This window comes from Desulfovibrio sp. 7SRBS1, assembly GCF_049723905.1.
Lineage (GTDB): Bacteria > Desulfobacterota > Desulfovibrionia > Desulfovibrionales > Desulfovibrionaceae.
On record NZ_JBJKFD010000001.1, the window covers coordinates 4528698 to 4554650 of the forward strand.

The window sequence follows — 25953 nt, forward strand, 5'->3', positions numbered from 1 at the left end:
TGTTATTTTCCTGCGGTCTCCTGCGTCTCTTGCCTTGGGGCGGGAGCGTCGTCGTCAGGGGCGGGCTTCAGTTTGAACACTCGCCGCAGAGCGACATACAAAAGCGGGATGAAGAATATCCCGAGTACGGTTGCTGCGATCATGCCGCCCATAACGCCGATACCTACGGAGTTCTGCGCTCCCGATCCCGCGCCCGTGGCTATTGCCAGCGGCATAACGCCCAGGATGAAGGCGAAGGAGGTCATGAGAATGGGCCGCAGACGCTGTTTGGCCGCAACAAGGGTGGCCTCTACGACGCCCATCCCGGCTTCCTGCTGGGCCACGGCGAATTCCACGATGAGAATGGCGTTTTTGGCGGCCAGACCGATGGTGGTGAGCAGCCCGACCTTGAAGTAGACGTCGTTGGTCTGCCCGAAGATGGTTGCCGCCAGCAGGGCACCGAAGATGCCGACCGGCACCGAAAGCATGACCGCAAAGGGGATGGACCAGCTTTCGTACAGCGCGGCCAGGCAGAGGAAGACCACCAGAATGGAAATTGCGTAGAGCGGCCCGGCCTGGTTGCCGGACAGCTTTTCCTGGGCCGAAAGGCCGGTCCACTGCAGGGTGAAGCCTGCGGGCAGCCTGGACACCAGACGCTCAATTTCATTCATGGCGTCGCCGGAGCTGACGCCCTGGGCGGCTTCGCCCTGGAGCTCCACGGCGGAGGAACCGTTGTAGCGCTCCAACCGGGGGGAGTTGAAGCTCCATCTGCCCGAGGCGAACGAGGCAAAGGGGACCATGTCGCCGGAGGTGTTGCGCACGTACCAGCGGTCCACGTCGTCTGGCTGCATGCGGAAGTCCTTGTCGCCTTGCAGGTAGACGGGCTTTACCCGGCCCCGGTCGATGAAGTCGTTGACGTAATCGCTGCCCCAGGCCGTGGACAGGGTCGTATTGATGTTGGCAAAGGAGAGGCCGAGAGCACTGGCCTTTTCCTGGTCGATGTCGACGTGGTACTGCGGTTGGTCTTCCTGCCCGTTGGGGCGGGTGTTGGCCAGCAGCTTGCTTTGCGCGGCCATGCCCAGAAGCTGGTTGCGGACCTGCATCAAGCGTTCGTGGCCTGCGCCGTTGACGTCCTGCAGGTAGAAGTCGAAGCCGTTGGAGTTGCCCAGCCCGTGAATGGCGGGCGGAGCCAGGGTGAATATCCGCGCTTCCTTGAGCTGCGACAAGGCTCTCATGGCCCGTCCGGCAACGGCCTGGGCGGAAAGTGCGGGCGATGTGCGGTCATCAAAAGGCTTGAGCCGCACAAAGGCGATACCGACGTTCTGGCCGGAAGCGCCGAAGTTGAAGCCCAGGGTGCTGAACACGCCTTCCACCGCATCCTTTTCCTGATTCAAAAAGTAGTTGCGCACCTTGACCATGACTCTTTCTGTGCGGTCCTTGGTGGCACCCACGGGAAGCTGTACGCTGGTTATGAGTATGCCCTGGTCTTCCAGGGGAAGAAAGGAGCTGGGCAGTTTGACGAACAGCCAGGCCATGCAGGCCGTGAGGAGCAGGAAGATGATCACGAACCTGCCCGTTCGGTGGAGTATCCAGGCCGTGCCGTCGCGGTAGGCCAGGGTGCTCCGGTCGAAGACACGGTTGAACCAGTTGAAGAACCGGAACTTGTTTTCCCCTGGCTTGTGCGGACGCAGAAGGGTGGCGCACAGGGCCGGGGTGAGGATCAGCGCGACCAGAACCGAGAGGACCATGGCCGAAACAATGGTGATGGAAAATTGCCTGTAGATGACGCCGACGGAGCCGCCGAAAAAGGCCATGGGCACGAAGACCGCGGACAGAACCGTGGCAATGCCGATCAGCGCGCCCGAGATTTCCTTCATGGACTTGCGGGTGGCCTCGCGCGGGGAGAGTCCTTCCACCGCCATCACGCGTTCCACGTTTTCAACCACCACAATGGCGTCGTCCACCAACAGGCCGATGGCCAGGACCATGGCGAACATGGTCAGGGTGTTGATGGAATACCCTGCCACCGAGAGCACGGCAAAGGTTCCCAGCAGAACAACCGGCACGGCAACTGTGGGAATGAATGTGGCCCTGATGTTCTGCAGAAACAGGAACATGACGAAGAAGACCAGGATGATGGCCTCGATCAGTGTCTTGATCACCTCGTGAATGGAGAGCTGGACAAATGGGGTGGTGTCGTACGGATAGACCACCTCCACTCCCTTGGGAAAGGTGGTGGAGAGTTTGCCGATGGCCTTCTCGACCGCTTTCGCGGTCTGGATGGCATTGGCCCCAGTGGCCAGCATGATGGCCAGACCGGCTGAGGGCTTGCCGTTGAACGAGGCCGAGGTGGTGTAGCTTTCCGCGGCCAGTTCCACCGTGGCGACGTCGCCCAGGCGCACCACGGAGCCGTCGGACGAGCTTTTCAGGATGATGTTGCGGAATTGCTCGGGCGTTTCCAGGCGGCTGCGGGCCGTCATGGTGACGTTGAGCTGTTGCCCCTTGCGCGCGGGCAGGCCGCCCAGCTGTCCTGCGGATATCTGGGTGTTCTGTGCCTGGATGGCGGAGGCAACGTCGCCGGGCATCAGCGAGTATTTGGCCAGCTGGTCCGGGTTCAGCCAGATGCGCATGGCATAGGCCGAGGCGAAAAGCCGGGTGTCGCCCACGCCTTCGACGCGTTTGAGCACGTCGTTGAGAGAGCTGTCCACGTAGTCGGCTATGTCCGTGGAGGACATGCTTCCGTCCGAGGAGACAAAGCCGATAACCATCAGAAAGCTGGACGTGGACTTGGTGACGTTGATGCCGTTGGTCTGCACCACGCTGGGCAGCTGGGCAGTTACCTGCTGCAGTTTGTTCTGCACCTGCATCTGGGCCACGTCCGGGTTGGCCGCATTGGTAAAGGTGAGGGATATGTCGGCTCTGCCCGAGGCTGACGACGTTGAGGTCATGTAGTCGAGGTTGTCGATACCGGTCATGCCCTGTTCGATGACCTTGGTGACCGAGTTTTCGACGGTTTGGGCGTCTGCCCCCGGATAGCTGCAACTGATGCGCACGGTAGTTGGCGCAATATCCGGGTATTGGGATATCGACAACGTGTCGAGGGCCAGCAGGCCCGCGAGCATGATGACGATGGCGATGACCCATGCGAAGATGGGTCGTTTTATGAAAAAGTCGGACATCTTCTGGTTAGCCTTCTTCGGAAACGGACTGACTGGCCGCGGGATGGGTGGTAGCGGGGTGGTTGGTCGCCGACTGCGTGGCGGCCTGCACAGGGTGCACTTCGCCCGTGGCCTCTTCTATGACCATCTGTCTGGTTCTGACCTGCTGTCCTGCGCTGACGAACTGGGTGCCCTGGACGATGACCCGGTCGCCGTCCTTCAGCCCCGTTTCCACCAGCCAGGAGTTGCCGATGTTTTGCTCCACCTGGAGCTGGCGTTCCTCGACCTTGCCGTCCTTGTTCACAAACCAGGCCACGGGATCGCCCTTGGTATTCCGGCTCACAGCGCGTTGGGGAACAAGGAAACAGTTGTCCACAACGCCTTCAATGACGATGGCGCGTACATACATGCCCGGCAGAAGCAGACGGTCCGGGTTGGCGAATTCGGCACGCAGGGTATAGGTGCCGGTGCTTTCATTCACGTTGGCTTCGGAAAATTCCAGTGTGCCCTTCAGCGGGTAAATGCTCCCGTTTTCCAGCTTCAGCTTCACGCTTACCCGTCCTCCGGCGGAGGATACCCGTCCCGAGGCAATGGCTTGGTGCATGTTGAGCAGACTGGTGCTGGACTGTGTGACGTCCACATTGATGGGGTCGAGGCTGCGTATGGTGGTCAGTGCCCTGCTTTGGTTGGCGGTGACCAGCGCCCCCGGAGTAAGGGCCGACTTGCCGACCTTGCCGCTGATGGGAGCCTTTATCTTGGTGTGGTCCAGGTTGATGCGTGCGGTCAGCACCTGTGCCTTGGCCGAGGCCACGGCAGCCAGATCCCTCTGATAGGTGGACTTGGCGTCTTCGTAGTCCTGCGTGCTGACGGCCTTGTGCTGTATAAGCCCCGAGTAGCGAACGGCCTTGCTCTTGGCGCTGGGCAGGGCGGCTTCCGCTTCCTGCAGGGCGGCCATGGCACTGGCGTAGGCCGCTTCATACGAGGACGGGTCTATCCTGTAGAGGACGTCTCCGGCCTTGACCTCACTGCCCTCGGTGAACAGCCGTTCCTGAATGATGCCGTCTACCTGCGGGCGGACGTCCGCCATAAGCGAGGCCGTGGTACGGCCCGGCAGTTCGGTGGTAAGCTCCACGGATTGCGGATGCAGGGTGATGACGCCCACTTCCGTGGGAGCTGGAGGAGGCGTTTCGGCCTTGGAGTCCTTTTCCTTGCAACCGGCAATTCCGGTGAGGAGCAGCAGGCAAAGCAAGCCTGCCGCTGCTGTGCGTCCCCCCCGGCCGGGGAACGAAAAATTATGGAATATAGTGAACCTCAATGTGGTTCCTCCTTGACGTTCTCAAACAATACGAATTACGGTACTTTGGAGTACTGATATTCATACTCCAGTGGGGTGTCAATTCGATTTTTGTTAAAAAATTGTTAAATGAAGGGGATATGGAAAGCGCCAACAAGAAGAGGGGACGCCCCAGGACAATGTCCGACGAGCAGCGTCGCGTCTGCATCGTGGACGTGGCCGAGCAGCTGTTTGTCCGGAAGGGATACGGCGGTACGTCCACCGGAGAAATCGCGGGCCGGTGCCGTATTTCAAAGCAGACGCTGTACCGTATTTTTCCCGGAAAGCTGCAGTTGTTTATCGCCGTGGTCGAAGCCCATCGCATGCGCATGATGGACCTGGGGAACGGTTACGACGACCTGCCCATCGAAGAAGCCCTGGCCAAGGTATTTATGATAGACCTGGACCAGAAAGCCTACCAGCTGCGTGCCGCCTTTCTCCGGGCCTTGAACATGGAAGCGGCCAGCAGCCCGGAGCTGAGGAGAATCCTCCGTCTGCACGGGGGCGAAGCGAACCGTGCGGAACTTACCGCCTGGCTGGAAAGACAGTGCCGTCGGCGGAACCTCGTTATACATGATGTCGACAGCGCCGCGCACCTGCTTATGGACATGTTTACCGGGTCTATCATCTGGGACGCTCTGGGCGGTTTCGGCTGGCCTTCCAGAGAAGCCCGCATAGAGCATTTCAGGCAGTGCATTCAAATCTTTCTGCATGGCGTCCTTCCCATGGAAGGCTCTGCCGGACCATCGGACGGAAAGGCCGAACATTGACTGCTTCAGTCGAGGCATCGTGCCCCTTGCGCTTGGATTTCATTTGGTAATATCTTTTTACAATTGTATCCCGGAGGATTGGGCAAAAAACAAAGAGGAATGGTCTAGGTAGGAACGGCCCTTTCATCCTATAAAAGACAGACAGGAACCGTTTCTTTGCACAAGGCCCCCCTCGGCAATTCTCCCATCCCTGTTGTTTCGTATGCAAAGGAGCGCGCCCGCTTTTGGTTGAGCCTGCGTAAGATGTTGGAATAAGGTGATTTTGTGCGATATGCTGTGTTGTTTATTGTTTTGTTGGTCCTGGCCCTGGTGTTTTTGGGCTGGGTCTACCTGCAGCAGGACAAGTTCGGCAGGCTTCCGAGTGGCGAGCGCCTTGCCAGGATTCGCCAATCTTCCAATTATGGCGACGGTATCTTCCATAACCGGACGCCCATAAGCCGGGTTTTGGAAGGTGGTTTTGTCGGCAACGTGGTTAGGTTCCTCTTCCGCTCCAAGGAGAACATTGCGCCGCCGTACCCCATGCCTACGGTGAAAACCGACCTGCAGGCTCTGGACAGGAACAGGGACGTGGTGGTCTGGCTTGGTCATTCCTCGTACTACATGCAGCTGGACGGCAAGACCCTGCTGATCGATCCGGTCTTCAGCGCGTATGCCTCGCCTGTATTTTTCAGCACAAGGGCCTTTGAAGGCACCAACATCTACAGCGCCGACGACATGCCGCATATCGATTATCTGCTGATTTCGCACGACCACTGGGATCATCTGGATTACCAGACCGTAATGGACCTCAAACCCAAAATCGGGGCCGTGGTTACCGGGCTGGGCGTGGGCGAACACTTTGCCCGCTGGGGCTTTCCCGAAACGATGATCCACGAAGGGGATTGGGGCAGCGCACTGCGGATGGACAACGGTTTCGTCATTCATATTTTGCCGGCGCGCCATTTTTCCGGGCGGCTGCTGGACAGGAACAAGACGCTGTGGGCCGCCTTTGCCGTGGAAAGCTCGAAACGGCGCATCTTCTACAGCGGCGACAGCGGATACGGCCCGCATTTCAAGGCGATTGGCCGAACGTTCGGCGGGTTTGATCTCGCCTTGATGGACAGCGGACAATACAACGAGGCCTGGGCGGACGTCCACATGACGCCCGAGCAGGCTGCCCAGGCGGCCGAGGATATGAAAGCCGCTGGCGCTCTGCCGTCCCATACCGGGAAGTTCAGCATCTCCTTTCATTCCTGGGATGATCCGTTCCGCCGTTTTGCCGCGGCCAGCCAGGACAAATCGTACCGCCTCGTAACCCCCGAGATTGGCCGCCCAGTGGACCTGGAAGATTTCGACCAGCCCTTTTTTCATTGGTGGGAGCAATAGGCGGGCCTCTGTCTTTTGATTTGCAGAAAGAACACCATGCCGCAAGAATCGGGCAAGAATAAAAGAGGATTGGCTCTTTTTTAAACTCCTTTAGCAGGGCATGATGCGGGCCTCAATGAAGTGGTACCTGCACGGTGAATGCAGGCAGGGGAAACGTATCAACAACAGGGAAGAACAATGCTGTACAGAGCAATGCCGAAAAACGGCGACCAATTGTCCATCCTTGGGTTCGGCTGTATGCGCCTTCCCATGGTTGACGGCCATATAGACGAGCAACGTGCCATTGCGCAGATTCGCAAGGCCATTGACGAGGGTGTCAACTATCTCGATACCGCCTGGGGGTACCATAGTGGGGAAAGCGAACCGCTGCTCGGCAAGGCCCTTGCGGACGGGTATCGCGAACGGGTCAAAGTAGCCACCAAGCTGCCCACCTGGATGGTGAAAAGCCGTAACGATATGGATACGTTGCTCAATACCCAGCTGGAAAGGCTGGGCACCGATCATATCGACTACTATCTCCTCCATGCCTTGACCGGTACATCCTGGGAAACCATGGAGGCTCTCGGTGTATGTGATTTTCTTGATGCGGCGCAAAAAGATGGGCGTATTGTCAATCCCGGTTTTTCCTTTCATGGGCTTTCCGACGACTTCAAGACCATTATCGATGCGTATCCCTGGGTTTTCTGTCAGATTCAGTACAACTTTCTGGACCAGGAGTTTCAGGCGGGCACCAAGGGGCTGAAGTATGCTGCCTCCCAAAATTTGGGCGTGGTGATCATGGAACCTTTGCGCGGAGGCAACCTTGGGCTTCCCACTCCACCTCCGGCCGTGGCGGAAATATGGGACGAGGCGCCCATACGCCGTGCACCGGCCGAATGGGGACTGCGCTGGGTTTGGAACCATCCCGAGGTCACGGTGGTGCTTTCCGGGATGAATGAGGAAGCCCACGTGCAGGAGAATATGGAAATTGCCGACGAAGCCCGCCCGGAGTCTCTGAGTGCGGAAGAAGTGGCCCTGGTGGATCGGGCCGGAAAAAAGTACAGAGAACTCATGGCGGTAGGGTGCACTGGCTGTGGCTACTGTATGCCCTGTCCCATGGGGGTTCAGATTCCCTCGTGTTTCAACTTTTTCAACAAGCTGCATATGTTTGGAAATCCCGAAGAATCCAAACGAATGTATACCAATTTTGTCCAGGGTGGGATTTTGAATCGTGAACCCGGCTTTGCGTCCCAGTGTGTGGAATGTGGCGAATGTTTGGAAAAATGTCCGCAGCAGATAGCAATTCCCGAAGTGCTCAAGCAGGTTGTTGCCGAAATGGAAGGCAAGTAAGCAACCGCAAGCCTGGGGAAAACGTAAGCCCGGGGAAATCGTGAATGCGAAAAGGGGCGGACCGTTTGCAACGTGTGCCGCGCCTTTTGTCCGCTCTTTTTCAATTTGAGATACTGACGGGAAATTATGAATATTCTCTATTACGAATGCTTTGCCGGAATAAGCGGCGATATGAACCTGGCCGCCATGATCGACCTGGGCGTGGAACCGGACTATCTGAGGACCGAGCTGAGCAAGCTGGGGCTGGATGATGAATTCGAGCTTTGTGTTTCCCAGGAGTTCCGGTCCGGAATCCGTGGCACCCGTGTGGATGTTCTGCTGAACCAGGAGCACGACCACACGCACGACCATCCGCATGCACATGACGCGGAAGAAGAGGGCGGTCATCACCACCATCACCAGCCGCACGGTAAGGCAAAAGAGTGCGGGCACGCTGCCTTTGCTGGACATGACCACGCCCATAGCCACGATCATCCACACGAACATCATCATGGACATGACCACGAATACCACGCTCATGGGCATGAACACGACCATGGGCATGGTCACGGCCATACGCATACCCACAATCGCAACCTTGGCGATATCGAAGCCATCATCATGGGCAGTTCCCTGGACGATGCAGTCAAGGAGACCAGCCTCAGGATTTTTCGCCGCGTGGCCGAAGCCGAGGGCCATGTGCACGGCAAGCCCATCGAAGAAGTCCATTTCCACGAGGTTGGAGCCACTGATTCCATCGTGGACATCGTGGGGGCTGCCATTTGTTTTCATCGGCTGGGCGTGGATGCGGTATGGGCTTCGAGCGTGGAACTTGGGGGCGGAGTCGTCCATTGCGTCCATGGCGTCATGCCTGTTCCCGCCCCGGCCACCGTGGAAATTCTGCATGGTATTCCCACCACGCGCGGCAGGGTGCAGTTTGAAAGCACCACGCCCACGGGTGCGGCCATTCTTGCGGCCCTGGTGGACGAGTTTACGGATGCGCCCGTTATGGAGACCCGGAAAACCGGCTACGGCATAGGACACAAGGAATCGGAAATGCCCAACTTCCTGCGCGTCCATCTGGCGGCGGTATCTTCGTCTGGCGGTGCAAGGTTAGGCGGTGCAAGGTTAGGCGGTGCAAAGTCCGGTGGCGCAAACTCCTGCCGCGCCCGGCTGCTGCAATGCAATATCGACGACATGACCGGGGAACACCTTGGCGACGCCATGGAGCTGCTCCTGGAGCAAGGTGCCATGGACGTTCATTTTTCCTCCATTATGATGAAAAAGAACCGGCCCGGAACCATGCTTTCCCTGCTGTGCGCGGAGTCGGACGAGGAGCGTTTCAAGGAACTTCTCTTCCGCCATACCACCACGCTCGGCATCAAGAGTTTCGCCTTGGAGAAAACCGAGCTGCAAAGAACGTTCGAACCTCTGGACACTCCGCTGGGAAGCGTTACCATGAAGAACGCCCTTTGGAACGGAAAAGTGGTCCGCTCCAAACCGGAGTTCGAGGAATGCAGGGAGCTTGCCCGGAAAAACGGGCTGACCCTGGCGGAAGTGTACGCCCTTATCGCCAAACAGGGCTGAACAAGGAGTCTGGTTTTGCCGGGTATTGATTCCCCAGCTGCAAAGTATGCGCTTCTGCTCGAAAACCTTCGGGCCATGAAAAAAGTTCTCGTGGCCTTTTCCGGGGGGCTGGACAGCGCCTTGCTGCTGCATGCCGCGCACCAGGCACTTCCCGAAGGCCTCCTGGTGGTCACTTTTTCCCTGCCGTATTCTCCGGGAGTGGAGGTTGCCGAGGCCCAGGCCATGGCAAAGGCCATGGGAGTGGAGCACCGTCTTTTGAAAATGGAAATTCCCGACGTGGTGCGGGATAATCCGCCCGACCGCTGTTACCACTGCAAGCGGCTGCTTTTTGAGGGGCTGTTCGAGATCGCCCGCGCCGAGGGCATAGCGCATGTGCTCGACGGCACCAATGTGGACGACCTTGCAGACTACCGTCCCGGGCGCAGGGCCTTGGAAGAGCTGGGTGTGGAAAGCCCGCTGCTGGATGCGGGTATGGACAAGCGCGACATCCGGGAACTTTCCCGCAGATACGGCCTTTCCACCTGGAACAAACCGTCCGGGGCCTGCCTGCTGACGCGCATTCCCCACGACACGCGGGTTGAAGAGGCGGAACTTCGGCGCATTGACGATGGTGAGAATTTTCTCCGGTCCATCGGTTTTGCGGCCGTCCGCTTGCGCAGCCACGGGGATTTGGCCCGGCTTGAAGTCCCTGCCGAGTTTTTCCCGGACATGATCAATGCGGACAGAGAGCACATCGTCGCCCGGCTCGGTGCCCTTGGGTATCGGCACGTCACGCTGGATTTGGCCGGATACCGCATGGGCAGCCTCAACAAAAAAGCCGAATAACCGCGTTGCGAGACGTGTAACGGGATATATCGTCATGGACGAAAAAGAATTGAAACAGCTTTTGCTGGAAATCCGGGACGGAAGTCTTGATGTGGAACAGGGCATGGAACAGCTGCGCCACCTTCCGTACACGGACCTTGGACATACGAAATTCGACCTGCACCGTCCCCTGCGGAACGGCTTCCCGGAAGTCATCTACGGGGAGGGCAAGACCCCGGAGCAGGTTGCCGATATATTCACCAAGCTGGACGAGCAAAACAACATCCTGGCCACCAGGGTCTCCCCTGAAATGGCGGCTCATGTGCAGTCTGTTTGTCCCGATGTGCACTACAATGCCGCCGGGCGCACACTCACCCTGATACGCACCCCCGTGGTCTTTCACGAAGGGGAAATCGCCATTGTCACGGCAGGTACGTCAGACTTGCCTGTTGCCGAGGAAGCGCGTGTCACCTGCGAGATGTTCGGCAGCCATGCGCGGCTCATCACCGACGTGGGCGTGGCCGGAATCCATCGGCTGCTGCACAACCTGCCGGAAATTCGTACGGCGAGGGTCATCATCGTGGTGGCAGGCATGGAAGGCGCGCTTGCCAGCGTGGTAGGGGGCCTCGTACCACAGCCCATCATAGCGGTGCCCACCTCGGTGGGGTATGGGGCCGCGTTTTCCGGGCTTTCCGCCCTGCTGGGCATGCTCACCTCCTGCGCCAGCGGCGTAAGCGTGGTGAACATAGACAATGGGTACGGCGCGGCCTGCGCCGCCTGCAAGATCAACAATCTCTAGTGTAACGTAATCAGAAAGTTCAGGCTGCTGACAAAGGCCCGATAGCGTCGTTGTTTCAAAAAACTCAAACCCTCGCGTATCTGAAAATACGTGTCGGTCTTGAGTTTTTTTTACGACGGTGAGTCTTGTAGCTCTCGTACCTTTTTGAGCAGCCTGCCAGATTGAATTTTGTAATCAATCTGAGGCCCTGGCAAGAGGGACTTTTCGTATGTTGCAGGAGGGATGAAACGACCTGGGAGAATAAGGCCTTTTGGCGTTCTGGAGGCAGATTGGCCGTATTCCCCCGGTCAGTTTTTACTGTGTGGCGGATTCGGACTGAAGCGTCCGTATCAGGATGGTAAGCTGGCTCGATTGTTCACTGAGTTCCCGGATGGCTTGCAGTGTCTTTCCCACACTGTGGGAGCCTTCCAGTGCGATGCCGTTGATTTCGTCAATGGCCTGGTTGATTTCTTCGCTGGCTGCGGATTGTTGCTCTGCCGCCGTGGCTATCTCGCGGATACGGTCGGCGGACTCTTCGGCCCCTTCCACTATTCCCCGGAGCACTTCCCCCGATTGATTGGTCATGCCCACGGCTTTGTCCAGGTCCTGCATGGCGAGTTCCATGGTGTCGACATTGTCTGCCGCAACTTTTTGGATGGCCAGGATGGATATGCCGACCTCCTTGGTGGCGTGCATGGTTTTTTCCGCCAATTTGCGGACCTCGTCCGCCACAACCGCAAATCCTCTGCCGGCGTCGCCTGCACGGGCAGCCTCAATGGCCGCGTTGAGAGCCAGCAGGTTGGTCTGGTCGGCGATATCATCAATAACCGTCATGATTGTTCCAATGGATTTGGCCTGGGTATCCAGCTGTGCCATGGTGCTGTGCAGTTCCCGGGATCTGTTCAGGGCCATCCCCAGCGTTTCGATGGAATTTTTCACCACGCGGGCTCCTTCCAGAGCCTTATCCCTCCCTTGGAAACTCTGCTCCGAAGCGGTCCCCGCGTTGCGGGCCACTTCCAGAACCGTGGCGTTCATTTCCTCCATTGCCGTGGCCGTGGTGGTAATACGTTCCTTTTGGGTTTCCGTGCCCTGGCGCATATCTTCGGCCTGCTCGGAGATGTTTTTCATGGCTATTGTGAGCCTTGCCACCACGCGCTGCAATTTGTCGGCAGCCTCGGTCATGCCCCTGGCATGCGCTTTTTCCGCATCGCATTTGGCTTCTTCGGCTTCGGATGTCGCTTGTTCTGCCTGGTGGGTTTTTTCCCGGGCGAGGCAGATCTGATTTTCGATCTGCTCTATGTTTTCCTGCAGTTTGACGGCCAGGGTGTTGACGGAAGCCTGCATCACGGCAATCTCATCCCGGCCGTTCGGCGCAAGGCGGACTTCCAGATCTCCGGCGGCAATGCGGTCCACTATGCTGGCTGTCTTTTTGATGGGACGGGCAATGACACCGGCGATGAACCAGAGAAACCCCAAAGCCGCCAACATACAGATTCCGCCGATAAGGCAGGAACGGATAGCCGCCGCATGGGATTCGGCATAGATGAGGTCCTTGCTGATGGAAATGTTGATGCCCCACCAATTGCCGTCGTCTTCTCCAAAGGTTACGGGCACGAAGATCTGCAGAAAGCCGCCTTCAAAGACGTGGAATGCGCTTCCGCGGGCCATGCGTTGCAGCAGCTCGGCCGAGTTGGAATAGATGGAGGACAGGGGCTTGCCGGTGAATTCGGGATGGTTCGTCTTGCCCGCAATGGCCCCGTTGTGTGTGATGAGGGTTACATCCGCCTGGTGTCCTAACAGGTGCACCGAGTCGACGAGATTTTGCAGAAAGTCGGCGGCAATATCGATGCTCGCCACGCCCAGTACCTTGTTTTGCGGCTTGATGGGAACGGTCAGGCTGATCATGACGACCCGCTGCCCCTGCATCTCGTAGGCAATAGGGTCCATGACCGATTCCATGCCCGTATCGCGTGAATATGTATACCATTTTCCCGCATCTGGATCGGCGACAATGGCCTGGAGGTGCAGCCCGTTGACCTTGTTCCAGTAGGGAAGAAAGCGTCCTGTAGACGTGCTGCCCGGTCCGTTGATGAACGCCTCGTCCTGTCCATCAAAGGCGTTGGGTTCCCATCCTGTCCAGACACCGAGAAAATTTTCGTTTTGTTCCGCAAGTCGGCCGATCATGCCGATTATTTCATCACGCCTCGGCGGAAGAGTTGTCTGGCGTTTCAGTCCTTCGATGGCATAGGCGAGGTTGCGCGCTGCATCCAGCCCGGAATTTATCTCCCCGCGTATGCGCAGGGCTTCTATGGTTGCCTGGCTTTTCGCCTGGGCCAAGGCCTGGGACAGGGCGATTTCGCGAACGCTTATGGTGGAATAGGCAATAACCGCTATGATGGACGCTGCAAGGCAGATTCCTGAAAGCAGGACGATCTTTCCTTGTATGGATCGAAATTTGATCACCGTAGGCTCCTTGAGAAAGCGGGAGATCGATACTCATCGACCTCCCTTCGCGGATATTTGCATCAACAAATTGAATGGCTACGCGGCATCAGGAAAAGTTCCCGGCAGGTTGTTTTTTGGGCGGAAGCATGGGCCTTTTCTTATGCGTGGGAATTCCATACAGCGCAAACAGAATGCCGATGAGGATGATCAGGCCGCTAAAAATCTGGTTTCCCGTAACGGGCTCGCGGATGGTGAACCAGGCCACGATGGCGCTGATAGGAGGGAGTGTGTAGTAGAAAAGTGCTGTCTTGGGCGCACCGAGAACTTCCACTGCCATGTTCCAGAACAGGTAGCAGAGAATGGATGCGAAAATGGAAAGATACAAGAGCGTCCAGACAATCGCCGGGGTGAAGACGGGAAGAACGAGCTGCCCGCCTGTTTGGAACAGGTAGATGGGGACGATGAACAGCGTGCCGAAAAGACTGCAGGCCATGAACAAGGTGGCCTGGCTGATGGAATCTGCGGCTTTTTTCACGACGATATTATATATGGCCGACATCAGCGCGGTTGCCAGAATGATGAGGTCCCCTTTGGCAAAGTGCAGGGTCAGCAGCCTTGTGAGGTCACCGTCCGTAACCAGCAGGGCGATTCCCAGCGTGCTGATCCCTATTCCGAAGTACATCCTGGCCTGAAGTTTCTCTTTGTAGAGCCATTGGCACAGGAGTGCGGTAAGCAGAGGGGAAAGGGTGGACAACAGCGACATGTTCAGGGCTTCGCAGGTTTGTCCGGCCAGGAAAACGAGCGTGTCGTACAGGGAAACACCGCACAGGGCGATGATGCACAGCTCCTTCCAGAACCGTTTGACCTGGGCACGTTCCCTCCAGAAAGTGCGCCAGCCAAAGGGCATGAACAACAGGGCTGCCAGCCCCCAGCGTATCAGGTTGAGCGTGCTGGGCTCTATCTGGCCTGCCATTCCCCGGGCGGCGACAAAGTTTCCGCTCCAATTCAGCACACCAAGAACGATGAAAAGGTATCCTGCCTGCTGTGTTTTTTTGAACGTTGTCCATTTCATAATGCTGGCCTCATGATGTTTGCCTGCCGATATCCATTCCGCAGGTGGGGGGATGGCGGGCAGCTGTACGTAAGTGCGTTTGCGGTCGATCTCGCGGGGTGGCCGGTGAACAGAAACCCAATTGTGCCGGCGGATGCTTAGATCTTTGTGACTCGCACTGCAATACCTAAAAACCGGTGTAAACGACGGGCCTTTGGGAGGGAGGTTGCCAGTAGGCAAACAGGGATTTTGCCAGGGCTGTCTTGTCCAGGGCGAGTGGGGCTTTTGTCCCTCCCAAAGGCTGTCATTCGGAGTGTAAAAATTTGTTTTTCTCCCAATACGTCGCCTGTATGTTCTCCCTTGAGCACAGGCCGTGCCACGTATGTATCTAGCTGTTATTTATGTATTTGTTTGTTTTTCGCTCAGGCGCGGAAAAGCAAGATGTGCGACAGGGATGTCGCACATCGGGGAGAAGGCCCGGGAGGCCTGATGGTTTAAGGGATTGCGGAAAGCGACACGGATGTCGCCATGCGGCAGAAAAGTCGTTATTTGGGGGTCAGATTCCGTGATGCTTGAGCTTTCGTTGCAGCGTGCGCATGGTCAGCCCCAATTCGCGTGCCGAACAGCCTTTTTTCCACTTATTTTTTTCAAGCACCTGCAGCAGACTGCGTATGCCCTTGCTTTTTCCGATGAGGCTGCCGAATCGTGTGTTGCCGATCTTTAACATATTGAAAAATAAGCATAAAGCTTCAAAAGGAGAGGTGTTTCTTTTTTTTAAAGCGACATGGTTGTCGCACTGGGGATTGGAGGGATGAAAACCCGCGTGGGATAATGGTTTTTCCTGATACGACAATCCTGTCGTGTCTCAGACAAGAATGTCCTTGGGTGGCGTGTATTGGCTGAAAAGTTGAAAGAAACTGCTTTATTGGGGCTGAAAGCCCCCCAAATTATGGTTGGGAGTCGGAAAACACTTCCACCCTGTTGCGTCCTTTCTTTTTGGCCCGGTACAGGGCGGTATCGGCGTCCCGGAACAGGGAGTCCAAAGAGCTTCCCTTTCCGCTTTCCACTACGCCCAGGCTGATGGTGACTCTTTCGCCGTGGGCAAAAGGGTGTTTTTCCACTGCGCGCCGGAGCTTGTCTGCAACTTCGCGTGCGTCTCGATAGTTTGTTTCGGGCATGAGCAGGATGAACTCTTCGCCGCCAATGCGGGCGAACAGGTCGGACCTGCGGATATTTTTCTGCACCAGAGCTGCAAAATCCCGGAGTACATCATCACCCCTGCCATGCCCGTAGGTGTCGTTGATTTTTTTGAAATGATCCAGGTCCGCAATAGCCAGGGAAAAAGGCCAGCCGTAGCGTTGGCTCAAATTGCAGATATTGCGCGCCTCGTTCATGAAGGCCCGCCGGTTGGGAATGCCTGTAAGCTCGTCGGTAACGGCCATTTCTTTGATGCGGGTGAAACTTTGGTTCAATGACTGGCGCATGGTCTCGAATGTCTGCCCCAGGATGGACAGTTCGTCCTTGCCTTTCCAGCGCAGGGGGCTGCTCAGGTCGCCCGTGGTGAGGAGTTTCGCCTGGGCGGTCAGCCGACGGATGGGCCGCAAAATAACGACGTAGGCCACGGGCAGCACAATACCAAGCCCCAGCAGGAGAATTGTCAGGAACAGCAGGGCGATTTTTTTCTGCTCTTTGGCTATCTGCGGCTGGATGTATCCTTTGTCCACTGTCAGTTCGACGTAGCCGAGATATTCCTTTTCCAAAACAACATCCTTGCGCAGCGGCACAGGATGGCTTGGATTGAACTCCGCGGGTTTTGCTATGTTCACCAGGAACATTCCGTACAGCTCGGAGTAGACCTCGATGCGCAGTATCCGTTCATCGCGAATGATCATCTGGGCCGCATTGAGCGCTGTCCTCGGGGAAAAGGCGTACAGGGCATCCTGCGTGGAATATGCCAGCGAGTTGAGGGTTTCCCGGTGATATTCGGTAAGCTCGCTTTCCAGCTGCTTCCTTTCCAGGTGCAGGCCGAAGAGAACGCCGCAGATCAAAGGGACCATGATGCCCAGAGTAAGTGCCGCAAAGAGGCGGAAAGCGAGACTATGCAGTTTGTTCATTGTTTGCTGCTGGCCGGGCAAGTCATGCTCTGTGTGTCGTCGTGCACGTGGATTTTACCTCAAATGATGTTGTGTCGTAGTTGTTCGATGCGCTGTTTCATGGCCGGGGAACAGGCCGTTCTGGTTGCTGTCCACCCCATTCCCCGGCAGCCTCTTTCCGCCGCGGCTTTCAGCACGGCATGGCCGCTCGCCCGCAGCCTGAGAGAGAACGTCCGCCCCTGGTCGATGGGCTTGTGGGAAGGGCGGCGGCATTGCTGTCGAACCACGCGTCCGGGTACTGCCCGGTAAAGCCGTCAGCATGCCCATCTGGGGATTTTCGTACCTTGCTCCCTGGGCATAACCACAGAAAAAACCCAGTATTCCGTGCTCGTAGGCTATGGAAACAAAACCTCTTTTCCCGCTTTTGCTGGCCATTGCAGCCAGGGCTCCGGCCAGAAAGGAACCTTCTTGCGCCGCCTGGATAAATGAATACAGACTGGCCTGGTCATTTATGGTGTCGAATACGACGCAGCGTGTCTTGGGGTATCATTGTATACGTTTTTCCTGTTCCGGAATGTGGCTTCCATGCAAAAGAACGAGCGGCGAATAGCCTTGATTTGCCACAGCCTCTACATTGCTTGCGTATTGCTTCTGGTTCGTGTCTACAATTATTTCTTTGCAGCAGAGTTCGGTTTCTTTGATAACTCGCTCAACACCTTGGTGTATGGTTGTACTGAACGGATTATCTTCTATGTTTCCCTCATGCATTGCCAAAGGATTGAATTCCTCTGCCATGCTTTGCGGAACGGGCAGCAGGGAAAAAACAAGGAGGCAAAAGACACGGGGAGAGCGCATGGGCCTTCTCGAAGAACAGAATTTTTTATTATCAGATAACAAATTGATTATACCTTGAATTGGAAGAAAATCAATGCGGGGAATGAAAAACAAGGGTGCTTTTGGAGTGGTATAGACTGGTCGTGCGCGTCTGGCTGCGGGAATTGGATGATGAGAAAAGTGACATAAGAGTATGGCTGTTGCAGGAGAACACGGGCGTTGCTTCGGAATATTTGTTCGGAACCAAGACACAAAAAGAAGAATCCCCGACACAATGAAGTACCGGGGATTCTGGTGGCTGTTTTTTCGCAGGCGCAAGTTGCACGGGTTATTTGTCGGTAATGCCTTTCATCCCTTCTTCGGGATAGCGCTCTCCTTCCACTGCATTGTAATGAAAGGTGGTTTCCAGAAGCTCCATTTCCTTGTCCGTAAGTTTTACTTCCAGAGCGGACACATTCTGCTCCAGGTATTTGATGTGCCGTGTGCCGGGGATGGGAATGACGTTGGCGTTGCGCTGCAACACCCAGCCCAGAGTAATGGCGGATGCCGGTACGTTTTTTCCCTCCGCGATGGCGGTGATGACTTCGGTCAGCTCCAGGTTGTGGCGCATGGCGTCCCCTTTGAAGCGGGGGAGCATGGAACGGAAGTCGCTTTGTTCCATGGTGGTTGAGCTTTTGGCCTTTCCGCTCAGGAGGCCGCGTCCCAGAGGGCTGTAAGCGACAAAGGCGGCTCCTGTTTGGGCACATGCGTCCAGAATCCCATTTTGTTCGGGCAGGCGTGTCGCCAGGGAGTACTCGCTTTGCACCGCGGCAACAGGATGTATTGCGGCAGCCCTTTTCAACTGATCTGCCGTGATCTCGCTGAAGCCGATCTGGCGGATCTTGCCTTCTTCCACAAGGCGGGCGAGGTCGGCTGTGATATCCTCGATGGGGCGGTCCGATGCCAGCCTGTGCACGTAATAGAGGTCTATGACATCCACGCCGAGCCGCTGCAGTGATGCCTCGCAGCAGGAACGCATGTATTGCGTGGAGTTGTCTATGGTACGGGCATATTCGCCGGGAGCAGCCCGTTTGATGCCGAACTTCGTGGCAATGGCGATGTTGTTCCGCTTGTCCGCAATGAATTCGGCCAGCAGTTTTTCGTTGTGGCCGTGACCGTACATGTCCGCCGTGTCGTAAAAGGTCACGCCGAGTTCAAAGGCTCGGTCCAGTACGCGGCGCGACTGTGCGTCGTCGGATTCTCCATAGAATTCGGACATGCCCATGCAGCCGAGGCCGAGGCGGGAAATGGCAAGATCTGTTGCGCCAAGTGTGGTGTATTGCATTGAAAACTCCTTTTTTTTCGTCACTTGCTGGGCGTCGCAAGTTTTTTGGCAGGCATGGCTTAAATGTTTGCCACCTGCCCGGTAATGCTCCGGAGGGTCTCCCCAGCAGCATGAGTGAGAAGATAAGGAGAAATTTTTCATATGTATAATATGGATTTGCAATGTGATTAAGACGATATTCGTCTTGTAGGCGGGGTGATAGTTGTTGCGAATGAAATCCATATTCATTATCTTCCTGAGGTTCAACGAGCCAAAGGAGGCCTTCTGTGAAACGACCGCTTATAGCATTTCTTCTTGCCCTGGCCCTGTGCGTGCCTGCTGTTTCGTCCGCGCATTCCCTATACATCCAGGCGTCCCGCTACCATGTCCACAAGGGCAAGAGCTCACCCATGTTTTTCTGCTATGGCCACCACATCCCGGTGGATGACGCCATTCGCCGCAAAAAGCTTCACGTCGTGCAGGTGCATGCGCCCAATGGGACGACTTCCGATGTTGCCTTGCGTGATGAAAAATCTCTGCATTCGTATGTCATTACCTACGACCAGCCCGGCACCTATGTGCTGACAGCCGAAACAACACCCGGCTATTTCACCATGTGGAAGGATCTCAAAGGGCGCAAGCGGCATTTGATAGGCCCCATGAGCGCCTTGGGAGACAAGGCGCAGGAAATCTTTTCCAGCCTTCGCAGCAGCCAGTGGACCAAAACCTATGTGGTATGCGAAGAGCCGTCAGCCGAGTTCCCAGCCTTTATCGGGCTGCCTCTGGAATTGGTTCCGGTAAAGGATGTTTCCAAGCTGAAAAAAGGGGAATCCCTGGAACTCCAGGTGTATATGGATGGAAAGCCCTACACGGGAAAGGGATTCTGGGACGCGACCTACAATGGTTTTTCCACCTGCGCCGAAGATATGTATGTGCCTCGGCGGGAAGTGGCCGACGGCGTGATTCGCCTGCCCGTGGATGTTACGGGGCGCTGGTTTGTCCGCTTCTATACAAAAACTCCGGCACCGCAGGGCACAAAGGAATTCCTGCAGGAAAAGAAGACCACCACGTTGGTCTTTGAAGTGCCCAACGAGCGGAAAAGGCCCAAGATAGATTCCCACTGATGGAATTGGTTGTCCCCGGCGTTGCGTCTGCCGACGCCGGGGATACCTGCACAGCCAAAGTTATTTTTCAGGGCGAATTGCCGCGTTCTTGCGGAGTAGTTGCTGCCTGCGCTCCAGAGCCAGGGCCCGCATGTCCACGGCCGGGTCCGTGTCATCCACGATTTCCCGCCCCAGAATTTCTTCCAGAATATCCTCCAGAGTGATGACCCCGGCGAGCCCTCCGTATTCATCCAGCACAACAAACAAATGGAAGCGGCTTTCCAGAAGCTGGCGCAGAACCGCATCCAGAGGGGCGTTTTCCAGTACAAAGCGTACCGGGTGCATGAGGCTTTCCAGGGGGGCCTCCCCCTGTCCGTGGGCCAGGGCCTCGAATACCTCGCGCCGGGTGACGATGCCCACCACGTCTTCCTTGTCCTTGTCGTATACCGGGAAGAGGCTGTGCGGCCATTGCCGGGTGGACTGCATGGCTTCGTCAAGGCTCATGTGTACCGGCAGGGAAAAGATGACGGTGCGTGGCGTCATCACCTGATGCACCTGCCGGGTATCCAGGGTCAGGATATTCTGGATGGTCTTTTCTTCCTGCGGGGTGATTTTCCCGGCTTTGTATACAAGCGAGGCCAGGGTGCTGATGTCCTGCTCCGTGGCTTGCGGTCCGGCCTTTCCGCCGCCTACGGAACGGGACAGAAAACCGCAGGCCCAGATGACCGGGCCGAGTGCCCAGATAAGCCAGGAGAGCGGACGTGCCAGCAAGGGGGCAAGGCGCGAGTTGTGCACAATGCCGATGGTTTTGGGCAGGATTTCGGAAAAGACCAGTATGACGAGGGTAAAGACCAGGGCGAACCAGCCCAGGGTCTTTTCTCCAAACACATGGGCCCAGGCCGCGCCCGCCAGCGAAGCACCCATGGTGTGGGCCACGGTGTTCAGGGTCAGAATGGCGGTAATGGGTTTGTCCACATCTTCGCGCAGGGCGAAAAGCAGATCCCCGGATTTGTGCCCGGCCTCGCGCAGGGCTTCTATTCTGCTCCAGGGGATGGAGTAGAGAACGGCCTCGGCAATGGAGCAGAGAAAACTGACCCCCACGGCAAGGCTTACGGCAAAAATAAGTTGAAGCATTCGTGGCTCCTCAAGCAGATGTATGATGGAACAAATCCAAGTGACTTTGACTTCAGTGTCGTTGCGTCAAGAATAGCATCTCGGCACAAGGGCGCAACCGATGAGTTGCCAAGGGAACTCACTCCGCATCCTGACGGTGCCCAGGGGCGGAAAACCGTCTTTCCAAAGTCGGGGTCTTGCCCTATCGTGCTCTCCATGAATTACCTTTCCGATCCTTACGAAATCGAACGCCGGTCCATGGCCATCATCGATGGCGAAGTCCCGTCTCCCCGCGCTTTTAATGGCGTGGCCTGGCAGGTGGTGCGCCGCATGATCCACACCACGGCGGACTTTGAATTGCTCGATCTGGTCCGCTTTCACCCGGATGCCGTGGTGCAGGGCATGGCCGCCCTGGCATCCGGATGCACCATATTCACGGATACACGCATGGCCTGCATGGGCATACCCCAGCGCCGTCTCGATCCTCTGGGCTGCAGGGCCGTCAGCTTCATGGCCGATGCGGACGTGGCCGAAGAAGCGCGCAGGCAGCATACCACAAAGGCCGTGGCCTCGGTGGACAAAGCCGTGGCTGATCCTTCCGTGGAAATCTACGTCATCGGCAACGCGCCCACCGCGCTGCTGCGTCTTGTCGAACATATCGAAGCAGGGAATGTGCAGCCCGCGCTCGTGGTTGCCATGCCCGTGGGGTTCGTCAATGCGGCGGAATCCAAGGACCTGTTCATGGAAAAATCTTTGGCTCCCTACATTGCGGTGCAGGGGCGGAAGGGCGGTTCGCCGCTTGCCGCCTGTGTGGTCAATGCTCTGGCCCAGGCCGTGCTGGACGGCGTGTCCGAACAGGCCATTCTCGGGGATTCCGATACGGAAACCGGAGGCGGGGAGTAGCCATGACACAGGTGTACTTCATAGGCGCAGGCCCCGGCGACCCCGATCTGATAACGGTCAAGGGACGCAGGCTTATTGAACAGGCCGATCTGGTTGTGTACGCAGGCTCGCTGGTGCCCGCCGAACTGGTCGCCTGTGCCCGCAAGGACGCCAAAGTGGTGGATTCGGCTCCACTGACCTTGGAAGAAACCCACGCCCTGCTTTTGCAAACCGCACAAGACGGTGGATTGGCAGTGCGGGTACATACGGGCGATCCTTCCCTGTTCGGAGCTATCCGTGAGCAAATGGCCCTGCTGGACCGGGACGGAGTGGAGTACGAGGTGGTGCCCGGCGTGACCGCCGCATTCGCCGCGGCGGCGCAGGCAAAAGTGTCGTTTACGGTTCCCGGAGTCGTGCAGAGCTTGTCCATATGCAGGGCGGGCGGAAGAACGCCCGTGCCCGAGGCCCAGGAAGTGGAGCGCATGGCCGAGCATGGCGGCGCAATGGCCGTGTATCTTTCGGCCCACGATGCAGCCAAGGTGCGCAATGCCCTGCTGCAAGGCGGTCTTTCCCCGGACACCCCCGTGGTCATCGGCCACCGTGTCGGCTGGCCCGGCGGCGAGACGCGCCAAACCCGGCTGGAGGACATTCCCGCAACCGCCGAAGCCATGGGCGTAACCCGGCAGGCGGTTTTTCTGGTGCTACCGGGCGAAAACGCGGGCAATAAAGCTTCCAAATTGTACGATGCCGACTTTGCCCACGGGTACCGGGAAGCCGACGGGCAAAAAGAGTAAGGCTGCCCGCTCCGTATTTTTATCATTATATATACAAAACGCCCTGCCACCATTCCGGTGCAGGGCGTTTTTTTAGTTGTGGCGTGTTACGGTCTACCCCAGCTTGAGCACCACCAGGGTGATGTCGTCTTCCTGGGCCGCCCCGTTGCGGAAGCGAAAGTGGTCCTCGTAAACGGCTTCCAGAACTTCCTGGGCCGACTTGTCGGCATGGGCGCGCACCAGTTCTATAAAGCGTTCCCTGCCGTACATCTTTCCTTTGTCTGACCGGGCTTCCCATATGCCGTCCGTGCCGATGGCCAGGATTGTTCCGGCAGGCAGCTCTTCAATTGAGCCCTCCACAAACGGGCTGTCTTCCATCAGGCCGAGCGACGGCCCGCCTTCGGAAAGTTCCACAGGTTCGTCTTTTCCCGGAATGATCAGCAGGCCGGGGTCATGGCCGGCGCGTACGTAGCGGATGCTGCGCGTCGCAGGCAGCACTTCGGCATAGAACATGGTTACGAACTGGCCGGTTTCGTAGGTGTCCACGGCAATAAGATTGTTGACCGTGGACACCACTTCGGCTGCCGACCCGGGCAGCATGCGCCGGGCGCGGAGAAAGGCCCTGGCCGACCCCATGAGCAGGGCGGACGGAACGCCGTGGCCGGATACGTCGCCGACAGCCACCCCCAGCCCCGGATGTATGGGACATCCGTTTTCTTCGCACAGGTCGATGCTGTCGTAAAAGTCGCCTCCGGTTTCGTCGCAGTAGATGACCCTGGCTGCGGCGTCGAGCCCTTCGATTGGCGGGAAACCCGACGGCAACAGGTTCTGCTGCACTTCCTGGGCTATGTTCAGGTCTTCCTTCATGCGGATGCGGTCCTGCAGGGCCGGGACCATGTCGTCAAAGGCCTTGCCCATGTCGCCTATTTCATCGCGGCGATGGATATGGCAGCGCACGCCGAAGTCACCCGCGGCAAGACGCCGGGCCGCGTTCGCCACCACCCGTATGCTGTGTGTGAAGCGTCCGGATACGAAGATTCCCAGGAGAATGACGGTGAAGATGGTCACGCTCAGAATAATGCCCGTGGTTTTCAGTTGGTTGTCCACCATGCCGATGACGTAGTCCTGCACCTTGTCCGCCTGAACCACGATATCCTGCATGGGCAGGATGAACAGCAGGGAAGAGGCCATCCCCACGGGGCTGTAGGCCCACAGACATGGGCGGCCCTTGTAGGGCATGGCCCGGACGCCGGACTTGCGGCGGGCAAGGTCTATCTTGAAAGCGTCGAATGCCGTTGCATCGTCCGAGGCTACGGATTCGAGGGCTTCCGTGGCGATCCAACGCATGTGGTCCGGGGCCTGCATATCTTCTTTGGCAATAACCTCGACCTGGGAGGTGGGATGGTCCAGCCTTATGAAAAGCGACTCCACGCCGGGCGCGCGTTTACGCAGGCTCTCGCTTTGGTGGAGGATGGCGTTGACCGGCATGTCGATGAAGACCGTGCCCGCCAGTTTGCCGTTGGGAGCGCGGAAAGGAGCCCCCAGGGAAAAGACCACCTTGCCGGTTACCTGGTCGATATGGGGAGCGGACCAGGACACGCCGCGCGGCGAGGTCTGCGGAACCTCGGCCTGCATGCGCATGCCTTTGTCGCGCATGCCGTGGCGCATGGGTACGACATCGGTATTGTAGTTCGGATATACGGCCAACCCGCCGGAATTCAGCCGCAGCTTAACCCACAGGACCAGGTGGGGGAGAATCCGTTTGATGCGGTGCATGGCCGGGGCCATGTTGCGGAGCAGGTTTCGGGTGTCAGCGGTGTTCATACCCGCAATGGGAACCAGGATGCGGGTGGCGTTCATATCCACGTCCAGGGGCTGGCATTCGCCGTGTCTGCGGACGCAATATGCCGTTGCATTATCCGGGGCAACATGCGCCAAAAGCGCGGGCGGGTCGTCCCGGTCCGTGGAGCCCGCCAGAACGCCCTCGGTGCGCGATACCAGATACAGCAGCGAAAGTTCCATGAGTCGGGCGTCCCGCTCCAGAATTTGGGCATTGTCCTCAACCATGCGTTGCAAATCCAGCTCGGCTGAGTGTATCTGGTTTTGACGTGCCTGTTCCGCCAGCTCGTTTCCCGTACGGCTCAGAGTTTCCCTTGCGTTGAGACGCAGGAAAAGCATGGGGCCAATGGATATTGTTAGCAATATAAGGAGAAGTTTGACGCGAATGCTCATTTTTTTCACCTGTATGAGGGGATATCCTTAACACAATAAAGGGATATGAAAGCATGGGCAAGCTTGGGGTTCACAAGGCCTCCTCATAATATCGAAGTTTTATGTGTGTATTTTTTTGATATTTGAAAAAAAATAAGCGCAGTGGATTAATGTGGATAAAATTTTTGCTCAATGACTTTTTTCTACATTTTCAGAAATGATCATCTGCAATAGGGAATTGTTGATATGTCAATCGATTGGAAGATGGGTGCGTTTATTGTAAAAACACGAAATCGTAATTAACAAAAATGAAAAATCAAATAGGGGGCTAAAAAAATAAAACGTAGTTGTTGACAAAAAAGTTTAAATGGGGAAGTGTCTATCTCCGGTTTATGATGGACGGAGTGCCCCGAAAAGCCTGCATTTTCTTCTGCAATCCGTTGACCTACAAAAATGTAGGTGCTGGGTTCGTCAGGTGGTCGAGTCCTTCAGGATTCCGTTTTTCGTAGCTTGAACGGAGTCCGGAAGTCCATACCTAATGGTGATGAAAGTACAAGATTCGTAGGGCCTGGCTGGCCATCCACGAAGAATACCCCGTCCGGGAGAGAATCCACGAGTTCTTTCCGATACTTTTAGGGAAGGAGACATCCAATGTGCCGTTTGTTTGCCCTTGCCGGCAGCGAGCCGCTCTCACCCATGCGGGCCATCGAAGCCCTGGACGTTATGAAGGAAGGTCATGACGGTTCGGGCGTGGGCCTGTTTTTGAGCGGTCTGGCCGGACCTTTTGAAGGCCTGGGCGATTGCCCTGTGCTCTCCGGCATTTTTACCGAAGCCGGTTTGCGGAAGCTTGATGCCTATATGATGGATAAGGGCTTTCTCACCAAGTACAAAATTTCGGTTAAGCGCAAAGGGGCACCACCTGCCGGAACTCCCTGGCGCGACAATTATCTCATCAAAGCCTATGAATGGCCGTTTCAATGGGCGGACAAGCCCAAGGCCGAAAAAGAGGAACTCCTGCTCGAAACCCGCCTCGCCCTGCGCGCGTTGGGACAGCAGGAAAACG

Annotated in this window: 19 protein-coding genes and 2 pseudogenes; 10 read left to right on the top strand and 11 right to left on the bottom strand. The window is 56.9% G+C overall.

Annotation, left to right across the window (positions count from 1 at the left end):
* Positions 1–2: 2 nt before the first annotated feature.
* Both ACI0FJ_RS19960 and ACI0FJ_RS19965 read right to left on the bottom strand, forming a co-directional pair.
* Positions 3–3158: an efflux RND transporter permease subunit gene (locus ACI0FJ_RS19960; RefSeq protein WP_424306396.1), complete on the bottom strand. Its 3156-nt coding sequence runs from the start codon at positions 3156–3158 to the stop codon at positions 3–5.
* Positions 3159–3165: 7 nt separating this feature from the next.
* Entirely contained in the window at positions 3166–4452 is a 1287-nt protein-coding gene (locus ACI0FJ_RS19965; protein ID WP_424306398.1) for an efflux RND transporter periplasmic adaptor subunit, read from the bottom strand.
* Positions 4453–4571: 119 nt separating this feature from the next.
* Between ACI0FJ_RS19965 and ACI0FJ_RS19970 the strand changes: the two genes are divergently transcribed.
* The 6 genes from ACI0FJ_RS19970 (at position 4572) to larB (ending at position 11103) form a co-directional block, all read left to right on the top strand.
* Positions 4572–5240: a TetR/AcrR family transcriptional regulator gene (locus ACI0FJ_RS19970; RefSeq protein ID WP_424306400.1), complete on the top strand. Its 669-nt coding sequence runs from the start codon at positions 4572–4574 to the stop codon at positions 5238–5240.
* Between the two features lie 264 nt (positions 5241–5504).
* Positions 5505–6605 (top strand): MBL fold metallo-hydrolase, encoded by a 1101-nt coding sequence (locus ACI0FJ_RS19975; protein ID WP_424306402.1) that lies wholly within the window; start codon positions 5505–5507, stop codon positions 6603–6605.
* A gap of 177 nt (positions 6606–6782) precedes the next feature.
* Positions 6783–7934, top strand: a complete 1152-nt coding sequence (locus ACI0FJ_RS19980; RefSeq protein WP_424306404.1) for an aldo/keto reductase — start codon at positions 6783–6785, stop codon at positions 7932–7934.
* Between the two features lie 126 nt (positions 7935–8060).
* Positions 8061–9500 carry a nickel pincer cofactor biosynthesis protein LarC gene (gene larC, locus ACI0FJ_RS19985; protein ID WP_424306406.1) on the top strand — a complete coding sequence of 480 codons (1440 nt, stop codon included), beginning with the start codon at positions 8061–8063 and terminating at the stop codon, positions 9498–9500.
* A gap of 15 nt (positions 9501–9515) precedes the next feature.
* The gene (gene larE / locus ACI0FJ_RS19990) at positions 9516–10325 is read left to right on the top strand and encodes an ATP-dependent sacrificial sulfur transferase LarE (protein WP_424306408.1); all 810 of its coding nucleotides are present in this window, start codon (positions 9516–9518) and stop codon (positions 10323–10325) included.
* Between the two features lie 34 nt (positions 10326–10359).
* Positions 10360–11103, top strand: coding sequence for a nickel pincer cofactor biosynthesis protein LarB (gene larB / locus ACI0FJ_RS19995; RefSeq protein ID WP_424306411.1), 744 nt, complete (start codon positions 10360–10362; stop codon positions 11101–11103).
* Positions 11104–11397: 294 nt separating this feature from the next.
* On the opposite strand, the gene ACI0FJ_RS20000 is transcribed toward larB, so the two are convergent.
* The 7 genes and pseudogenes from ACI0FJ_RS20000 to ACI0FJ_RS20030 form a co-directional block, all read right to left on the bottom strand.
* Entirely contained in the window at positions 11398–13545 is a 2148-nt protein-coding gene (locus ACI0FJ_RS20000; RefSeq protein ID WP_424306413.1) for a methyl-accepting chemotaxis protein, read from the bottom strand.
* Positions 13546–13633: 88 nt separating this feature from the next.
* Positions 13634–14599 (bottom strand): DMT family transporter, encoded by a 966-nt coding sequence (locus ACI0FJ_RS20005; RefSeq protein ID WP_424306415.1) that lies wholly within the window; start codon positions 14597–14599, stop codon positions 13634–13636.
* 535 nt (positions 14600–15134) lie between these two features.
* Positions 15135–15305, bottom strand: coding sequence for a helix-turn-helix domain-containing protein (locus tag ACI0FJ_RS20010; protein WP_424306417.1), 171 nt, complete (start codon positions 15303–15305; stop codon positions 15135–15137).
* Between the two features lie 220 nt (positions 15306–15525).
* Positions 15526–16692, bottom strand: coding sequence for a diguanylate cyclase (locus ACI0FJ_RS20015; RefSeq protein ID WP_424306419.1), 1167 nt, complete (start codon positions 16690–16692; stop codon positions 15526–15528).
* Positions 16693–16746: 54 nt separating this feature from the next.
* Positions 16747–17205 (bottom strand): annotated as a pseudogene (locus tag ACI0FJ_RS20020) (BMP family ABC transporter substrate-binding protein); the annotation flags it as partial.
* 12 nt (positions 17206–17217) lie between these two features.
* On the bottom strand, positions 17218–17466 hold the full coding sequence (locus ACI0FJ_RS20025) for a hypothetical protein (protein WP_424306421.1): 249 nt from the start codon (positions 17464–17466) through the stop codon (positions 17218–17220).
* 367 nt (positions 17467–17833) lie between these two features.
* Complete coding sequence (locus tag ACI0FJ_RS20030) at positions 17834–18829, bottom strand: aldo/keto reductase (RefSeq protein ID WP_424306422.1); 996 nt, start codon at positions 18827–18829, stop codon at positions 17834–17836.
* A 266-nt stretch (positions 18830–19095) separates the two neighbouring features.
* Between ACI0FJ_RS20030 and ACI0FJ_RS20035 the strand changes: the two genes are divergently transcribed.
* On the top strand, positions 19096–19932 hold the full coding sequence (locus ACI0FJ_RS20035) for a DUF4198 domain-containing protein (RefSeq protein ID WP_424306424.1): 837 nt from the start codon (positions 19096–19098) through the stop codon (positions 19930–19932).
* Positions 19933–19992: 60 nt separating this feature from the next.
* Here ACI0FJ_RS20035 and ACI0FJ_RS20040 read toward each other — a convergent pair whose 3' ends face one another.
* The gene (locus tag ACI0FJ_RS20040; RefSeq protein WP_424306426.1) at positions 19993–21045 is read right to left on the bottom strand and encodes a hemolysin family protein; all 1053 of its coding nucleotides are present in this window, start codon (positions 21043–21045) and stop codon (positions 19993–19995) included.
* Between the two features lie 195 nt (positions 21046–21240).
* Between ACI0FJ_RS20040 and ACI0FJ_RS20045 the strand changes: the two genes are divergently transcribed.
* Both ACI0FJ_RS20045 and cobM read left to right on the top strand, forming a co-directional pair.
* A complete protein-coding gene (locus tag ACI0FJ_RS20045) occupies positions 21241–21927 on the top strand; it encodes a precorrin-8X methylmutase (RefSeq protein ID WP_424306606.1) in 687 nt (228 codons plus the stop codon).
* Positions 21928–21929: 2 nt separating this feature from the next.
* On the top strand, positions 21930–22700 hold the full coding sequence (gene cobM / locus ACI0FJ_RS20050) for a precorrin-4 C(11)-methyltransferase (RefSeq protein ID WP_424306428.1): 771 nt from the start codon (positions 21930–21932) through the stop codon (positions 22698–22700).
* Positions 22701–22793: 93 nt separating this feature from the next.
* Here cobM and ACI0FJ_RS20055 read toward each other — a convergent pair whose 3' ends face one another.
* Positions 22794–24911: a SpoIIE family protein phosphatase gene (locus tag ACI0FJ_RS20055; protein ID WP_424306430.1), complete on the bottom strand. Its 2118-nt coding sequence runs from the start codon at positions 24909–24911 to the stop codon at positions 22794–22796.
* Between the two features lie 630 nt (positions 24912–25541).
* Here ACI0FJ_RS20055 and ACI0FJ_RS20060 point away from each other — a divergent pair.
* Positions 25542–25953: pseudogene (locus tag ACI0FJ_RS20060) on the top strand (glutamate synthase); the annotation flags it as partial.

Coding starts and splice junctions, on each gene's coding strand:
- ACI0FJ_RS20045 (WP_424306606.1), top strand. CDS start 21,241: ATGAATTACCTTTCCGATCCTTACGAAATCGAACGCCGGTCCATGGCC.
- ACI0FJ_RS20030 (WP_424306422.1), bottom strand. CDS start 18,829: ATGCAATACACCACACTTGGCGCAACAGATCTTGCCATTTCCCGCCTC.
- ACI0FJ_RS19960 (WP_424306396.1), bottom strand. CDS start 3,158: ATGTCCGACTTTTTCATAAAACGACCCATCTTCGCATGGGTCATCGCC.
- cobM (WP_424306428.1), top strand. CDS start 21,930: ATGACACAGGTGTACTTCATAGGCGCAGGCCCCGGCGACCCCGATCTG.
- ACI0FJ_RS20010 (WP_424306417.1), bottom strand. CDS start 15,305: ATGTTAAAGATCGGCAACACACGATTCGGCAGCCTCATCGGAAAAAGC.
- ACI0FJ_RS20025 (WP_424306421.1), bottom strand. CDS start 17,466: ATGGCAGAGGAATTCAATCCTTTGGCAATGCATGAGGGAAACATAGAA.
- ACI0FJ_RS20040 (WP_424306426.1), bottom strand. CDS start 21,045: ATGCTTCAACTTATTTTTGCCGTAAGCCTTGCCGTGGGGGTCAGTTTT.
- larB (WP_424306411.1), top strand. CDS start 10,360: ATGGACGAAAAAGAATTGAAACAGCTTTTGCTGGAAATCCGGGACGGA.
- ACI0FJ_RS19980 (WP_424306404.1), top strand. CDS start 6,783: ATGCTGTACAGAGCAATGCCGAAAAACGGCGACCAATTGTCCATCCTT.
- ACI0FJ_RS20015 (WP_424306419.1), bottom strand. CDS start 16,692: ATGAACAAACTGCATAGTCTCGCTTTCCGCCTCTTTGCGGCACTTACT.
- ACI0FJ_RS20055 (WP_424306430.1), bottom strand. CDS start 24,911: ATGAGCATTCGCGTCAAACTTCTCCTTATATTGCTAACAATATCCATT.
- larC (WP_424306406.1), top strand. CDS start 8,061: ATGAATATTCTCTATTACGAATGCTTTGCCGGAATAAGCGGCGATATG.
- ACI0FJ_RS20005 (WP_424306415.1), bottom strand. CDS start 14,599: ATGAAATGGACAACGTTCAAAAAAACACAGCAGGCAGGATACCTTTTC.
- ACI0FJ_RS19970 (WP_424306400.1), top strand. CDS start 4,572: ATGGAAAGCGCCAACAAGAAGAGGGGACGCCCCAGGACAATGTCCGAC.